This window comes from Mucilaginibacter sp. UR6-11 (assembly GCF_020880695.1).
Classification (GTDB): domain Bacteria; phylum Bacteroidota; class Bacteroidia; order Sphingobacteriales; family Sphingobacteriaceae; genus Mucilaginibacter.
Window position 1 is genome coordinate 52,460 of record NZ_JAJIWO010000010.1, and the last position, 14,687, is coordinate 67,146.

The window sequence follows — 14,687 nt, forward strand, 5'->3', positions numbered from 1 at the left end:
ATCTCTAATCTCTAACCTCCAGCCTATAATCACTACTACGACTCTTTCCTGCGATTCAGTTCATCGCGGATCTTGGCCGCTTTTTCGTAGGATTCTTCGGTAAGGGCCTCCTGCAGCTTGGTTTTTAACTCATCAATGCTTAAGGCGCTAAAACCAGTTGCAGTGGTAGGGGATACCGGCGTAATTTCTTCCGGATTTTCTGTAATGTTTTCCAGGTAAACAAAGTCGTTGCCTTCTATAACAATGCCTGCGCTTGAAAGGATAAACTCGTAAGTAAAAATAGGGCAATCAAATCTAACTGCTATCGCGATCGCGTCAGATGTACGGGCATCTATCTCCATTACTTTTTTGCCATCGCTGCATATCAGTTTTGAATAAAATATGCCATCAACCAGGTTGTAAATAATTACCTCCTGAACCATAATATGGTATGCTTCGGCAAAACTTTTAAACAAATCATGTGTAAGCGGCCTGCTGGGGGTCATCTTCTCGATCTCGATAGCTATGGCCTGCGCTTCAAAACTCCCTATAATAATAGGCAGTCTGCGGCGGCCGCTAACTTCGCCCAACACCAATGCATACGCGCCCGATTGTGTTTGGCTGTAAGACAAGCCAACTATATCAAGCTTTATTTTTTTCATGTTATTACCCATCACAACAGATCCTCTTTATGCCAAGATTTTATGTTCTTTAACAGCTGCTATCAATTTTGGTACTACTTCAAAGGCATCACCAACTATGCCGTAATCGGCTACTTTAAAAAAGGGCGCCTCGGCATCCTTGTTTATAACCACAATTACTTTGGATGAGCTTATACCGGCCAAATGCTGGATAGCCCCCGAAATTCCTATTGCAATATACAAATTTGGACTGACAGCAATACCTGTTTGTCCAACATGTTCACTATGCGGCCGCCAGCCGGCATCTGATACCGGTTTTGAACAGGCCGTAGCCGCGCCTAAAAGATCAGCAAGTTCTTCTATCATCCCCCAGTTTTCAGGCCCTTTTAAACCACGGCCGGCTGATACAACGATCTCGGCGTCAGGCAATGAAATTTTATCTGTTGAGCGGACGATCTCTTTTAGCATCGCTTTAAAATCTGACGCTTTAGCTTCTGCGGCAAAATCTTCAACCTGCGCCAGTTTTGCAGCTTCAACTATTTTATAAGCGTTAGATGTAAGCGCAATTACTTTATTGGCCGATGTTAACTCAACCACTGCAAATGCCTTGCCCGAGAATGCTGTTTTTTTAACGGTGAATTTTCCGCCGCTTTGCTCAGGTAACGCTACTGCGCCATCAACTACACCGGCATCCAGCTTAACGCCAAGCCTTGGTGCAAGCCCCCTGCCCGAAAACGAGTTTGACAATACCACAATATCAGCACCTTCTTTTTTCGCAGCCTCAGCAATAACCGAGGCATAAGCCTGGTTCACGAAGTTTTTGAGCTGGGCATTTGATACATTCAATATCTTTTCGGCACCGTATTTAGCCAGTGAGTTTAATTCGTCGCTGCTTACCCCGCCTATGGAAATAGCGGTAAGCGTGGTGTTATGCTGGTCTGCAATTGCGCGGGCATAGCTTACGGCTTCAAAAGTCGACTTTTTGAATTTGCCATCAGCATTTTCCGCATATATTAAAACTGACATAGTTTAGTATCTTATTAATAATTATATAACCCTGGCCTCGGTATGCAATAACTCAATTAATTTAGCTGCATCATCGGCGGCAACCAGTTTTACCTGTCCGCGTGGTGCCGGTGTTTCATAACTGATGATCTCTGAATTTGTTTTCACTTCAACCGCTTCAACTACCGTTAAAGGTTTGGTACGTGCAGACATGATGCCGCGCATATTTGGTATTTTGGGTTCGGCAACTCCCTCGGCAGTACCGGCCACGAATGGGAAAGGGATGGTCAATATTTCTTTACCGCCTTCAATCTCACGTTCGACAGTTGCATTATCGCCCTCAACTTCCAGCTTTTTGATGATAGATACTGATGGCAGATCTAACAGTTCGCCCAGCATTCCGGCTACTTTTGAGCCGTTATAATCTATAGATTCGCGGCCGGTTAATATCAGGTCGAAAGGATTTGATTTAACGTATTGCGCTATCTGATAAGCCACAAACCAGGCATCATGTGGCCTGGCATTTATGCGTACCGCGGCGGCGGCGCCAATAGCCAGGGCTTTGCGTATGGTCGGCTCAGTACCGGCTTCGCCAACATTGATAACGGTTACGGTACCTTTATCACCATCAGTTAACTCAATGGCGCGCGCAAGAGCAATCTCGTCATAAGGGTTTAAAATGAATTGAACCCCGTTTGTATTAAATTGCGTGTTGTTATCAGTAAAAGTTATTTTTGTGGTGGTATCCGGAACATTACTTATACATACCAAAATATTCATAACATAGGTTTTTTACAAATTTAGTTAAAAAAGATAGCGTTTAAAAATGGAGAACAACAGATTAGATAAGTTGCTGGAGTTTATAAAAAATGAACCAAATGATGAGTTTTTAAAATATGCGCTGGCAACAGAGTATCTCCGTTTAAATCAGGTTGATAAGGCGTTGGAATATTATGAAGACCTGGTTAATAACCACCCGCAATATGTGGGTACCTATTACCACTTGGGCAAACTATATGAGGCGCTTGACCGTAAGCAGGACGCGATAGGTACCTACGAAAAAGGTATGGAAATAACCAAAGCAAAGCGCGATAATCATGCTTTTTCTGAGTTGCAGACGGTTTACCGGGAGGCTATCGGTTATGATGATGACGATGATTATTAAACCCCATCCAACCGCCGCTAACGGAAATGGCGGCCGGGTAAAGCAGGGACAGGGTGGATGTTGCCGCAAAAGTTGTTGATAGTATGAGAAAACGGCAGCTCCTTTTTTTGGCGGACGCTCTTTTGTACACCTTAAGCGCATTTGGCGGCCCGCAGGGCCATATTGCCGTTATGCTGCGCGAGTTTGTGCAGAAACGCAATTATATTACCGAAGAAGAGCTGATGGAACTAAATGCCCTGGCTCAGATTTTACCCGGGCCGTCATCAACGCAAACATTAATTGGCATAGCCTGGAAGGTTGGCGGGCTTTGGCTGGCTATAATAACGTTTTTATTGTGGATACTGCCATCAGCGGCCATCATGTGCCTGGCGGCCATCAGCTATAAAATGTTTGCCGACCGTGGCAAGGTCGCAGATGTGCTGAGATTTATACAACCCATGGCCGTGGGTATTGTTGCCTATGCTACGTATACGTTTGCCAATAAGTTTTTAAAAACAAAAGTGAGTACCATGCTGGCTATAGGCTCATTGATTGCCACGCTTATTCTGCAAAATCCTTATGCTTTTCCTATCCTTATTTTGTTGGGCGGTATTATGTCATCAGCATTAGAAACACCGCCGCAGGAAACCGAATTACGCGTAAAGTTATTTGCCAATGTTAACCCCAATAAAGTGGCTTATTTTATAGGGATATTGTTAACGTTTGCGGCGCTGGGCGCGCTTATTAACCGCACTTCGCCGTTTAGTTTGCCTATCCGTTTGTTTGAGAATTTTTACCGTAACGGCATCCTGATATTTGGCGGCGGGCAGGTGCTGGTGCCTTTAATGTACACCGAGTTTGTGGAGGTTAAGCATTACTTAAGCAGCTCAGAATTTCTTTCGGGCTATGCCCTGCAACAGGCCTTACCCGGGCCCACCTTTTCTTTTACTTCCTTTTTAGGGGGGATTACATTGGGCAATAAAGGTTACGGAATAGGAGGGCAGATACTGGGCAGCGTTATTGCAGTAATCGGTATAAATCTGCCGGGGATGATACTGATCCTGTTTATCGTTCCGTTTTGGGACGATCTGAAAAAAATCGCCCGGATAAAAAACTCGTTAAGCGGGATCAATGCAGTAGCAGTGGGTTTTATGGCGACAGCCTTCATTTTATTGGTGCAACCGTTTGCAGATAACTGGATGGCATACGGTTTAATGGCAGCTACTTTTTTACTGCTGCAATTCACCAAAATAAAAACCCCGATAGTTATCGTTATCGGGGTGGTGTTGGGGTTGATATTTTGATTCCGAATGTCGGATTTTCGATTTCGGATTTGATTTCTTTCAACTAAACAATTCGGCCTCTATGTCAGACTTTTATATTCCGAAATCCGACATTAAAACGGCGGCTCATCATCAATATCATCCATCCTTGACGGGCGGATAATAAAATTGCTAGGCTTATCAAAATCCTGCGACGGGTTAAGGCCGGCAAACGCGCCGCCCGGTGCCGGGAAGCCATCGCCGGCATCCAGGTCAACAAACTTCACATATTTACCTACAAATTTCAGCCTGACAATACCTGTTTCGCCATTACGGTGCTTGGCTATGATAACCTCGCCGACGCCTTTTGTCGGGTTGTTGTCTTCATCAACATCCAGTCCGTAGTATTCAGGGCGGTAAAGGAACAATACCATATCGGCATCCTGCTCAATAGAGCCCGACTCCCGTAAATCCGAAAGCATCGGGCGTTTTGCGGCGCCTGGCCGGCTTTCAACCGCGCGGCTTAACTGCGACAGGGCTATTACCGGTACGTTTAATTCTTTGGCTACCGACTTTAAGGCCCTTGATATACTGCCGATTTCCTGCTCGCGGTTGCCGCCGCCTTTGCCATCGGCTGATTTACCCTGCATTAATTGCAGGTAATCAATAATGATTAACTGGATATCATACTGAGATTTTAAACGGCGGCATTTGGCGCGGAACTCAAATATATTTAATGCCGGGGTATCATCAATAATCAACGGGGCCTGTTCAAGCCTGCCTATTTTTGAGTGGATCTGTTGCCATTCCCATTCTTCCAGCGTCCCTTTACGTATTTTTTCCTGTTCGATCTCGGTCTCGCCGGATATCAGACGATTAACCAGCTGAACAGACGACATCTCGAGCGAAAATACCACAACCGGCTTCGCAAAATCAACGGCGGCGTTGCGGGCGCAGGTCAATACAAACGCTGTTTTACCCATGGCGGGGCGGGCCGCTATAATTACCAGGTCTGATTTTTGCCAGCCCGAGGTCATCCGGTCCAGATCTGTAAACCCAGACGCTACACCGGTAAGGCCGTCTTTTTTATCTTTTAGCGCTTCAATTTCTTTTAAGGTTTCCTGCAGCAGGTCGTCCATCTTGCGCGAATCGCGGCGAAGATTGTTTTGCGCGATATCAAACAGGTTCTTTTCGGCCTTGTCCAGCAGGTCCAGCACATCGGTAGTATCCTCGTAAGCGCTGCTTATTATTTCTGTAGAGATCCGGATCAGCTCGCGCTGAATGAATTTTTGAATGATGATCCGCGAGTGAAACTCAATGTTAGCTGCTGATGCAACACGATTGGTCAACTCAGTAATATAATAGGCGCCGCCTATCATTTCCAGTTCGCCCTGGCTGCGCAGTTGCGAGGTAACGGTCAGGATATCAACCGGCGATGTTTTTTCAAACAGGTACTGTATCGCTTTAAATATCCGCTGATGGTTATCGCGGTAAAAAACTTCGGGTTTTAAAATATCAATAACTGACGAAAGCGCATCTTTCTCCAGCATTAAAGCACCCAGCACGGCTTCTTCAAGGTCGGTTGCCTGCGGGGGCAATTTGCCTAAACCGGTATAGGGAGTGGGGTTGGTTATCCGGCTACGTTTATCAGTAGTATTCGGTTTGTAATTCGGGTTATCGTTTTCAAAATTCATTTGTTCAAAAATATACTAAAAAACGGCGGATGTAGCCATCGTTGACATCTTTTTTTTGCAACGGTTAAAATGCCCAAATCGTTAAAATTTTAATGCTTGTTATTAACAGCCGATTGTTGGTAAAAATAAATTCCGACTGTAAAACGCTGTTTTGGTAGTGTTGTTGATAAAATATTTTGATTATTAAACCTAAAATTTATAATCGAAAATCCCCTAAATACCAGCCGGTACAAAGTTAATTAATATGGCTATTTTTACAGCCTTAATTTAATTATAAGATGTATAATAATAACAGAGAACCGCGCGAAAGTAACCAGGTAGTTTTTGGTATCCGCGCGGTTATTGAAGCTATCAGGGCAGGTAAGGAAATCGAATCATTATACATCCAGCGTGGTATAGGCGGCGAACTGCTAAACGAGCTTAGGGGGTTATTAGCCGAGTACAATATAACCGCCCAGCAGGTACCGGTTGAAAAGCTTAACCGCATTACGATGAAGAACCACCAGGGGGTCATCGCTTTTATATCGCCTATTACTTATCAGAAGATAGAAGATATCATCCCGCAAATATTTGAGAAAGGAGAGGTGCCGCTGATTTTGGTTTTAGATTCTATTACCGACGTACGCAATATGGGCGCTATAGCCCGTACGGCTGAGTGCAGCGGTGTGCATGCCATCGTTGTTCCGGCTAAGGGCTCGGCGCAGATCAATCCTGACGCTATTAAAACCTCGGCGGGGGCGTTGTATACCATCCCGGTTTGCAGGCATGACAATTTTATGCAAACCATCAAATTTTTACAGGAGTCGGGCCTGCAACTGGTTTGCTGTACCGAAAAGACCCAGGAATATATCTACAAGCCAGATTATACCGCGCCTACCGCGATCATCATGGGATCGGAAGAAGACGGTGTACGCAGCGAGATCATCCGCATTGCGGATCATTTAGCCAAGATCCCGATGTATGGCGAAATCGAATCACTGAACGTATCTGTTGCTACTGGAGTTATTTTGTATGAGGCGATAAGGCAGAGAATGGTGATTGGTTAATTGGAGATTGGTGATTAGGTTCATAGCATGTTAATAAAATGGCGGCAATAAGCGATCTCGACAACTTCTACCTCCAACACGCAGAGCCGGTAAACGAAACTTTACTGGCATTAAGAACCATCATCCTAAAACAAGACAAAAACATAACGGCTGCGTGGAAATACCGCATGCCGTTTTTTTGTTATAAAGGAAAAATGTTTTGTTATTTATGGGTGCATAAAATTACGCACCAGCCTTATATAGGCTTTGTGGAAGGTAAGCACCTGAACCATCCTGATCTGATTATTGAGAAAAGGGCAAGGATGAAGATAATGCTGTTGGATGCGGACGGGGATCTGCCTGTAAAAGTAATTGAAGACCTGCTTCAACAGGCTTTAAATTTATACCGGTCGGGCTTGGTAAAGATTTGACAACTTTTTAAAGTTGTCAAATCTCAACGTCGGGCGTTAAATATATTTGGTACCAAATTGCTGCTTAACATCAGCCACAACTTTTTTAACATTCTGTTCCTGGTCGCGCGGGCAGATCAGCAGGGTGTTGTTTGATTCAACGACGATATAATCATGTAACCCCTGTAAAATCACCAGCTTATCTTCAGGTACATTAACCATACAGTTGGATGAATCATACATGATCACCCTTTCTGACGGGATAACCGCGTTGCCTACGTAATCCTTGTCGGCCAATTCATAAATAGAGGCCCAGGTGCCCAAATCAGACCATCCAAATTCAGACGGCAGTACATAAACGTTATCGGCTTTTTCCATAATACCATAATCGATAGAGATGTTGGTACACTGCAGGTAGGCCTGGTTTACATGCGAACGCTCGCCGTCGGTATTATAATGCGGGCGCGCCTCGGCAAAAATATCATTCATCTCGGGCAGATATTGTTCAAACGCCCTAACAATGGCTTTAGCCGACCATACAAAGATCCCGGCATTCCATAAAAAGTCGCCGCTTTGTAAAAAGGTTTTGGCAATTTCAAGCGTTGGTTTTTCGGTAAAGGTTTTTACTTTATGAAAATCGCCGTCAATGGTATTTTCGGTGTATTGGATATAGCCATAGCCGGTATCAGGCCTTGACGGTTTAATGCCCAATGTTACCAGGCATTGGTGATCTGCAGCGGTTTTTAATGATTTTTCAATACTGGCCACAAACGCGGCCTCATCCAATATCAGGTGATCAGAAGGCGCCACAACAATAGCAGCGTCAGGATTCATGCTTTCTATTTTAAAGCTGCCGTATGCCACGCAGGGTGCGGTATTGCGCATTACCGGCTCTGTCAGTATCTGGTTATCCTCCATATCCGGCAATTGTTGTTTTACAAGGGAGGTATAGATCTCATTGGTAACTACAAAAATATTTTCTTTGGGGCATATTTTTAAAAACCGGTCGTACGTATTCTGTATTAAAGTTTTCCCGGTGCCTAATATGTCTATAAATTGTTTTGGATGTGATGTTCGGCTGATGGGCCAGAAACGGCTTCCAATGCCGCCCGCCATAATTATGGCATAATAGTTTTTATTCATGTCGAAATGTAGAAATTAGTTGGTGTTATCCGTAGCAAATGTGGGCATTTAGGTGTTAAATAATAGTTAAGCAATACTAATTAATTAACAGCTTAAACCGTCATAGCTATAAAAGAATAAATAAACAAATTGTTTTTCATCCGGCAAATTGTTTTTTAGGGCCGGCTGAGCTACTATGTCCGGGTCATTTTTAGGACATTAAATGATGGTTTTTTCCAATAATCATTTTTGTATAAAATTTTAAAGTAAATCTATCGTTTATTCATAAGTTTTTGTTACTTTAAACTTTTAAATCACGAATACCCTATAATGATAGAAACAAAGAAATCGCTTTTTGATAACCTCCAGAATTTTTTCGGGTTCGATAATTTTAAAGGTGAGCAGGAAGCGATTATAACCAACATTTTAGCCGGTAATGATACTTTTGTAATTATGCCTACAGGTGGTGGTAAGTCTATGTGTTACCAGTTGCCCGCGTTAATGAGTGAAGGTACTGCCATAGTAATTTCGCCGCTTATTGCTTTAATGAAAAACCAGGTGGACCAGTTAAGGGCCTTCGGCGGATCAGACAGCATTGCACATTTTTTAAATTCGTCTTTAACAAAGGCTGATATTGTGAGGGTTAAAGAGGATGTATTGAGCGGTAAGACCAAATTACTGTACGTAGCGCCCGAGTCTTTAACCAAGCAGGAAAATGTAGATTTTTTACGCCTCAACCAGGTATCATTTGTTGCGGTTGATGAGGCGCACTGTATATCAGAATGGGGGCACGATTTCAGGCCCGAATACCGCAAGATCCGCCAGGTGATCAGTAATATAGGCGATGATATCCCAATCATTGCATTAACGGCTACAGCTACACCAAAGGTTCAGCAGGATATACAGAAAAACCTGCAGATGAACAATGCCACTATCTACAAGTCATCTTTTAACAGGTCAAACCTTTTTTATGAGGTACGTGCAAAACGTAATGTCATAAAAGAGATCGTAAAATACGTTAAGCAGAACCAGGGCAAATCAGGCATTATCTATTGTTTGAGCCGCAAAAAGGTTGAAGAGGTAGCCGAAGCGCTTTCATTAAACGGCATCAAGGCATTACCTTACCACGCCGGGCTTGATCCGAAAGTAAGGGCCGATACGCAGGACAAGTTCCTGATGGAGGATGTCGATGTTATTGTTGCTACCATAGCCTTTGGCATGGGTATAGATAAACCCGATGTGCGTTACGTTATCCACCACGACGTGCCTAAAAGCATGGAAGGCTATTACCAGGAAACCGGCCGTGCCGGCCGTGATGGGGGCGAAGGAGTATGTGTGGCTTTTTACTCGCAGAAAGATATTGATAAGCTTCAGAAATTTATGAAGGATAAGCCGGTGGCCGAACGCGAAATCGGTACCCAGATCCTGAAAGAAGTTATTGACTATGCCGAATCATCGGTTTGCCGCCGTAAACAGTTATTACATTATTTTGGCGAGAATTTTAACGAAGCCGGCTGTAACAACATGTGCGATAACTGCTGTGCGCCGAAGACGCATTTTGATGCCGAGGAGCAGTTGCATAAAGCACTTAGTATCATTAAGCAGATAGGCGAGAAGTTTGACGATCATCACATCATCAATATTTTAATGGGCGTTGAAACCCAGCAGATCCATAACTACGAACATCATTTACTGGAGCTTTTTGGCACCGGGAAAAACGACGGCGAAATTTTATGGAACTCATTGCTGCGCCAGGCCTTGCTAAACAATTATCTGTCAAAAGATATCGACCAATATGGCTTGTTGCGTTTAACCAAACTGGGCCATTCGTTTTTAGATAATCCGCATAGTATCCGTTTTATACTGAACCGGGTTATTGAGCCTGCCGATGATGATGACTCGGAAGACGGGCCGAAGCAAAATGGCGGCGCATTGGATACCGAGTTGCTGCAGATGCTGAAAGACCTGCGCAAGAAGATAGCCAAGCAAAAAGGCTTACCTCCGTTTGTATTGTTCCAGGATCCGTCGTTAGAGGAGATGTGTACCCATTATCCGATAACGCAGGACGAGCTGAAACAGATTTCGGGCGTTGGCGCCGGCAAGGCCATGAAATTTGGCGCGCCATTTATTGATCTGATCAAAAAATATGTAGAGGATAATGATATCGACCGCCCTATTGATATGGTGATTAAAAGCGCCGCCAATAAATCGGCGCTTAAGGTGTTCATTATTCAGAATATCGACCGTCATTTAAATCTTGATGACATAGCAGCCTCAAAGGGGCTTACCTATGAAGAGGTTTTAAAAGAGGTAGAAACCATTGTAAACTCAGGCACCAAACTAAACCTTAACTATTATATTGACGAGGTTATAGACGAGGATAAGCAGGAAGAAGTATTTGATTATTTCCGTACGGCTGAAATTGACTCGATAGATGACGCGCTGGCCGAACTGGGCAGCGATGATTATACCCGCGAAGAAGTACAGCTGATGCGGATAAAGTTTATGTCTGAATTAGGAAACTAATAAAAAAGGGAGGATAATTATCCTCCCTTTTTTATTGACCTTATTTCCGCTGTTATTTAGCGGTGATCTTAAATTCTGTCCTCCGGTTTTTTGCCCGGTCCTCATCGGTTATATTGGGCGCAATGGGCTGCGTTTTGCCATAGCCCTTATAAACCAGCCTGGCCGGATCAACTTTGCCGCTCAGCAAATAATTATACACTGATTTTGCCCGGTTCTCTGACAGCTTTTGATTTAATTCGTCATTACCCACATTATCCGTATGGCCGGATATTTCAATATGTACGGTAGGGTTTAAAGCTAAAAATTCAATAAGCTTCTGCAACTCGGCCCGCGACTCGCGCTCAAGGTCATACTTATTGGTGTCAAAAAATATGTTCTTCAAGATTACTTTATTTCCTACTTCGATAGGTTCAAGCAGCACGGTAATGTTAAACGGATTGCCCGAAGTATGCCCTACTAACGAAAAGTTCTCGGAGTAAAACAGGTAGCCCGGTTTGGATATATTCAAGCCGTAATTTTTGCCGGCTGCTATAGTCGCCAGGAAGTCTCCCCGGTCTGCCGAGCTGTAATCCTGATAAACAGCCCGGTTGTCATCCAGCGCCAGTATTTCAACGGCTGATTCCAGCGGCTGCCGGGTTTTGGCGTCACTTACAAAGCCTTTTACATAGGTAACCATGCGCGGGCGCAATTCCAGCGGCAATTCAAAAGTATAAATGTCAAATCCGCCATAGCCATCCAGTTTGTTTGATGAAAAGAATGCGTAGCTGCCGTTAGCGGTAAGGCTCAGCCCGCTTTCATCGCCGTTGGTATTAATAGGGTAGCCCAGGTTTTTGGGTATCTGCCATTTACCGTCCTTGCTTAAACGGCTCACAAACAGGTCCTGGTTGCCCATGCCCGGCCATCCATTCGAGCAAAAATATAAGGTACTGTCGTCCGGGTGTATAAACGGCGACTGCTCGTTAAATGAAGTATTGATGTTTGGGCCAAGGTTTTCGGGCTCGCCCCAGCCTTTGGGGCCCAGGGTTGATTTCCAGATATCATAGCCGCCATACCCGCCTTTGCGGTTACTAACAAAGTAAAGCGTCCTGCCGTCGGCGCTTATAGAGGGCTGCGATTCCCAGCCGCCGGTATTAACGGGCGGACTCAAATCAAAGGGCCTGCCCCAGTCGTCGCCTTTTTTTTGCGCAACATAAATATCGCAGCGGCCACGGCCGTCTGGGCGGTTACAGCCCGTAAAAAAAAGGAACTTCCCGTCCTGTGATACCGATTCAGAGCCTTCATTATAATTAGGCGTATTGATCTTATCGCTTAAGTAAACCGCTTTCTGCCATTCGTTATTTACTTTGGTGCTCTGGTAAAAATCTTCATTTAAAGCAATCTGCCGGGTATAAATAATGGTTTTATCATCAGCGGTTGATACCGGCGAATATTCATCATTGGCCGTATTGATATTGGGCCCCATGTTAATGGGTTTAAAGGCGATAGGATGTTGCAAAGCCTCGGTAGCGAAGATGCAGTCTTTGATCAGTTTCTGCGCGTAAAACCTGTTCTGATCGGTTATGCCGACATAGGTTAAATATTTTTGCAAATGCTTAATCGCATCCTGGTAAAGCGCCTCTGATATTTCCATATCGCCGGCTTTAAGGTAAACCGCCCGGCTAAATTCGGGGTTGATGGCTATTACCTTTTTAAATTCTTCAACCGCGCCTTTATTGTTTTTTTGCAGGTGCATCATATCACCCAGCTGGGCATGGGCCTCAACAAAATTGGGGTCGGCATTAATGGCTTTTTGCAGTTGCTGAATAGCCTCGGCGTACAAATGCTCGTCAATGCTCTGGTTAGCCAGCGCGAAGTTTTTTATAGCCTCAGTATTGGTGGTTGAATATTGCTGCTGCGCATAGGCAAAAACAGTTAGAAAAAGCAATAAAGCCAGAAGTATTACATTTCTCATCCTTAGGATACAATAGTTTATACTCTAAGTTACAACTATTAAGGGATATTTAAATATTTGTGGGTCTGTAATGATATTTCCCATTTAGGGTTATTCATTACATAATCGACAATAAGCGGCGTCATCTCTTTTGATTTTGACCACTCCGGCTGCAAATAAAGTTTGCAACCCTGCGGCACCAGTTCGGCATGCTGCTCGGCAAATAAGAAGTCGGATTTATTGAAAATAATAACCTTTAACTCATTTGCGTGCCGGGCAACCTCCAGCGTCGGCCCTTTAAATTTTTTAGGTGATAAACAGATCCAGTCCCAGTGACCCGAAAGGGGGTAAGCGCCCGACGTTTCAATAAACGTTTTAATGCCCCTGCCCTGTAGTTGCGCGGTAAGGTAGTCCAGGTTGTAGATCAACGGCTCGCCGCCGGTTACCACAACCGCTTTGCCGGGATAACGCAGCGCGTTTTCAACTATCGTGTCGGCAGCGGTTAGCGGGTGGAGTTCGGCATCCCAGCTTTCTTTAACATCGCACCAGTGGCAGCCCACATCACAGCCGCCAAGGCGAATAAAATACGCGGCCTTGCCGGTATGATACCCTTCGCCCTGTATCGTATAAAACTCTTCCATTAAAGGAAGCAATGTGCCGTCGTCCGGAACCTGGTGTGCCATAATAGGGCGCAAAGGTAAGGTTTTAAGAGGAAAGGTAAAAGGTTAAAGGGGAAAGGTGAGATTGGGGTGATGCTTAATGGTAAAAAACCTTTTACCTTTTACCTTTCAGCTCAATTACCTACATTTGATTTAATGAAGAAACTTTACATGCTATTCATTTTGGTTATTATGCTCAGCTTCACCTCGTGTGTGGATATAGAGGAGCATTATGACTTTAAGCTGGATGGCTCATGTAACGTTGTCTACGGGTTTGATATGGGCCGGGCAATATCGGTGTTTAAAAATTTGCTGACAGACTCGGCAAAATCAACGCCCCAGTTTAACCTGGTAAAAGATACTACCATGAGCTTTCTGGCAGCCATGCCCGACAGCCTGGAGAAAAAGCTGACCAAAGACGAGCTGGCCATGGCACATAACAGCAATTTGTCGATAAAGATGGATCTTCAAAAAAACGTTATGAAGATGAGCATTACCCACTCGGCTAAGGATGCTGCTGATCTGCAATACTATCTGCAGCACCTTTCAAAAATACCGATGGATGGTAAATTAGGATCGGTGACAAAAAACAACCAGCAGGCGCGCGGGTTTGATGCCCAGCAACTGGTTGCCGGGCAGGACTATTACCAATATGAGGTTACGCCCCATAAATTTTACCGTATAGTTGATAAGACGAAGTTTAACGCGTTTTTAAAGAAAACACAAAGTACCCTGGTTATGGCAAAGGCTATGCTGATAGATATGCCCTACAAAGTGATCCTTAATTTTGCCAAACCGGTAAAGAAGGTCAATAACCCCAAAGCTATCGTGTCTGCCGACCGCAGGAGGGTTACGCTCATCACCACCATGGATGATGCGATTAAGGACCCGTCTGTCATGAATTTGAAGATCGATTTTTAGTACATTATGGATTGGTACAAAGCGCCTGATATCCGTTATACTACCCAGCCATTTATAAAAAAAGTAAAAATTAAAGGAAGGGGTATCTGCCTGATAGGTTATGAGGGAGAAGTATATGCGCTCTCATCAACCTGCCCGCATGCCGGCGGCGAACTGAGCGGCGGCTGGTGCAAAAACGGAAAAATCATCTGTCCCATTCATCGTTACGCCTATGATATCCATACCGGTAAGGGCGACCCCGGGCAGAATGACTATGTGGATACTTATCCCGTTGAAATACGCGAAGATGGCATTTACATAGGGATAACCTCTTTTTTTGAGAAGCTGAAGCAGGCGTTTAAATAAACCTGACGCAATCACCAATGATTT

The 14,687-nt window shown here is 44.3% G+C and carries 14 protein-coding genes; 7 read left to right on the forward strand and 7 right to left on the reverse strand.

Features of this window, described 5'->3' with window-relative positions; all coding sequences use genetic code 11:
* Positions 1 to 35: 35 nt before the first annotated feature.
* The 3 genes from LJ658_RS18660 to LJ658_RS18670 are packed head-to-tail and all read right to left on the reverse strand — an operon-like array spanning position 36 to position 2,405.
* Entirely contained in the window at positions 36 to 641 is a 606-nt protein-coding gene (locus LJ658_RS18660) for a bifunctional nuclease family protein (RefSeq protein ID WP_230548067.1), read from the reverse strand.
* A 27-nt stretch (positions 642 to 668) separates the two neighbouring features.
* On the reverse strand, positions 669 to 1,646 hold the full coding sequence (locus LJ658_RS18665) for an electron transfer flavoprotein subunit alpha/FixB family protein (RefSeq protein WP_230548068.1): 978 nt from the start codon (positions 1,644 to 1,646) through the stop codon (positions 669 to 671).
* A 21-nt stretch (positions 1,647 to 1,667) separates the two neighbouring features.
* Positions 1,668 to 2,405 carry an electron transfer flavoprotein subunit beta/FixA family protein gene (locus LJ658_RS18670; protein WP_230548069.1) on the reverse strand — a complete coding sequence of 246 codons (738 nt, stop codon included), beginning with the start codon at positions 2,403 to 2,405 and terminating at the stop codon, positions 1,668 to 1,670.
* A gap of 46 nt (positions 2,406 to 2,451) precedes the next feature.
* Between LJ658_RS18670 and LJ658_RS18675 the strand changes: the two genes are divergently transcribed.
* Positions 2,452 to 2,790, forward strand: coding sequence for a tetratricopeptide repeat protein (locus LJ658_RS18675; RefSeq protein WP_230548070.1), 339 nt, complete (start codon positions 2,452 to 2,454; stop codon positions 2,788 to 2,790).
* An 83-nt stretch (positions 2,791 to 2,873) separates the two neighbouring features.
* Positions 2,874 to 4,073 (forward strand): chromate efflux transporter, encoded by a 1,200-nt coding sequence (chrA, locus tag LJ658_RS18680; protein ID WP_230548071.1) that lies wholly within the window; start codon positions 2,874 to 2,876, stop codon positions 4,071 to 4,073.
* Positions 4,074 to 4,165: 92 nt separating this feature from the next.
* On the opposite strand, the gene dnaB is transcribed toward chrA, so the two are convergent.
* A complete protein-coding gene (dnaB, locus tag LJ658_RS18685; RefSeq protein WP_230548072.1) occupies positions 4,166 to 5,725 on the reverse strand; it encodes a replicative DNA helicase in 1,560 nt (519 codons plus the stop codon).
* Between the two features lie 278 nt (positions 5,726 to 6,003).
* Here dnaB and rlmB point away from each other — a divergent pair, with 278 nt between their 5' ends.
* Both rlmB and LJ658_RS18695 read left to right on the forward strand, forming a co-directional pair.
* Positions 6,004 to 6,771: a 23S rRNA (guanosine(2251)-2'-O)-methyltransferase RlmB gene (gene rlmB / locus LJ658_RS18690; protein ID WP_230548073.1), complete on the forward strand. Its 768-nt coding sequence runs from the start codon at positions 6,004 to 6,006 to the stop codon at positions 6,769 to 6,771.
* Positions 6,772 to 6,809: 38 nt separating this feature from the next.
* Positions 6,810 to 7,181 (forward strand): DUF1801 domain-containing protein, encoded by a 372-nt coding sequence (locus LJ658_RS18695; RefSeq protein ID WP_230548074.1) that lies wholly within the window; start codon positions 6,810 to 6,812, stop codon positions 7,179 to 7,181.
* Positions 7,182 to 7,217: 36 nt separating this feature from the next.
* On the opposite strand, the gene LJ658_RS18700 is transcribed toward LJ658_RS18695, so the two are convergent.
* Entirely contained in the window at positions 7,218 to 8,303 is a 1,086-nt protein-coding gene (locus tag LJ658_RS18700; protein WP_230548075.1) for a mannose-1-phosphate guanylyltransferase, read from the reverse strand.
* Between the two features lie 312 nt (positions 8,304 to 8,615).
* On the opposite strand from LJ658_RS18700, the gene recQ reads away from it, so the two are divergent.
* Positions 8,616 to 10,808 carry a DNA helicase RecQ gene (recQ, locus tag LJ658_RS18705; protein ID WP_230548161.1) on the forward strand — a complete coding sequence of 731 codons (2,193 nt, stop codon included), beginning with the start codon at positions 8,616 to 8,618 and terminating at the stop codon, positions 10,806 to 10,808.
* 52 nt (positions 10,809 to 10,860) lie between these two features.
* Here the strand turns inward: recQ and LJ658_RS18710 are convergent, their stop codons facing one another.
* Positions 10,861 to 12,759, reverse strand: a complete 1,899-nt coding sequence (locus LJ658_RS18710; protein WP_230548076.1) for an OmpA family protein — start codon at positions 12,757 to 12,759, stop codon at positions 10,861 to 10,863.
* A gap of 38 nt (positions 12,760 to 12,797) precedes the next feature.
* Positions 12,798 to 13,421 carry a 7-carboxy-7-deazaguanine synthase QueE gene (locus LJ658_RS18715; RefSeq protein ID WP_230548077.1) on the reverse strand — a complete coding sequence of 208 codons (624 nt, stop codon included), beginning with the start codon at positions 13,419 to 13,421 and terminating at the stop codon, positions 12,798 to 12,800.
* Positions 13,422 to 13,553: 132 nt separating this feature from the next.
* On the opposite strand from LJ658_RS18715, the gene LJ658_RS18720 reads away from it, so the two are divergent.
* A complete protein-coding gene (locus LJ658_RS18720; protein ID WP_230548078.1) occupies positions 13,554 to 14,318 on the forward strand; it encodes a hypothetical protein in 765 nt (254 codons plus the stop codon).
* Positions 14,319 to 14,324: 6 nt separating this feature from the next.
* Positions 14,325 to 14,663 (forward strand): Rieske (2Fe-2S) protein, encoded by a 339-nt coding sequence (locus LJ658_RS18725; protein ID WP_230548079.1) that lies wholly within the window; start codon positions 14,325 to 14,327, stop codon positions 14,661 to 14,663.
* Positions 14,664 to 14,687 lie beyond the last annotated feature (24 nt).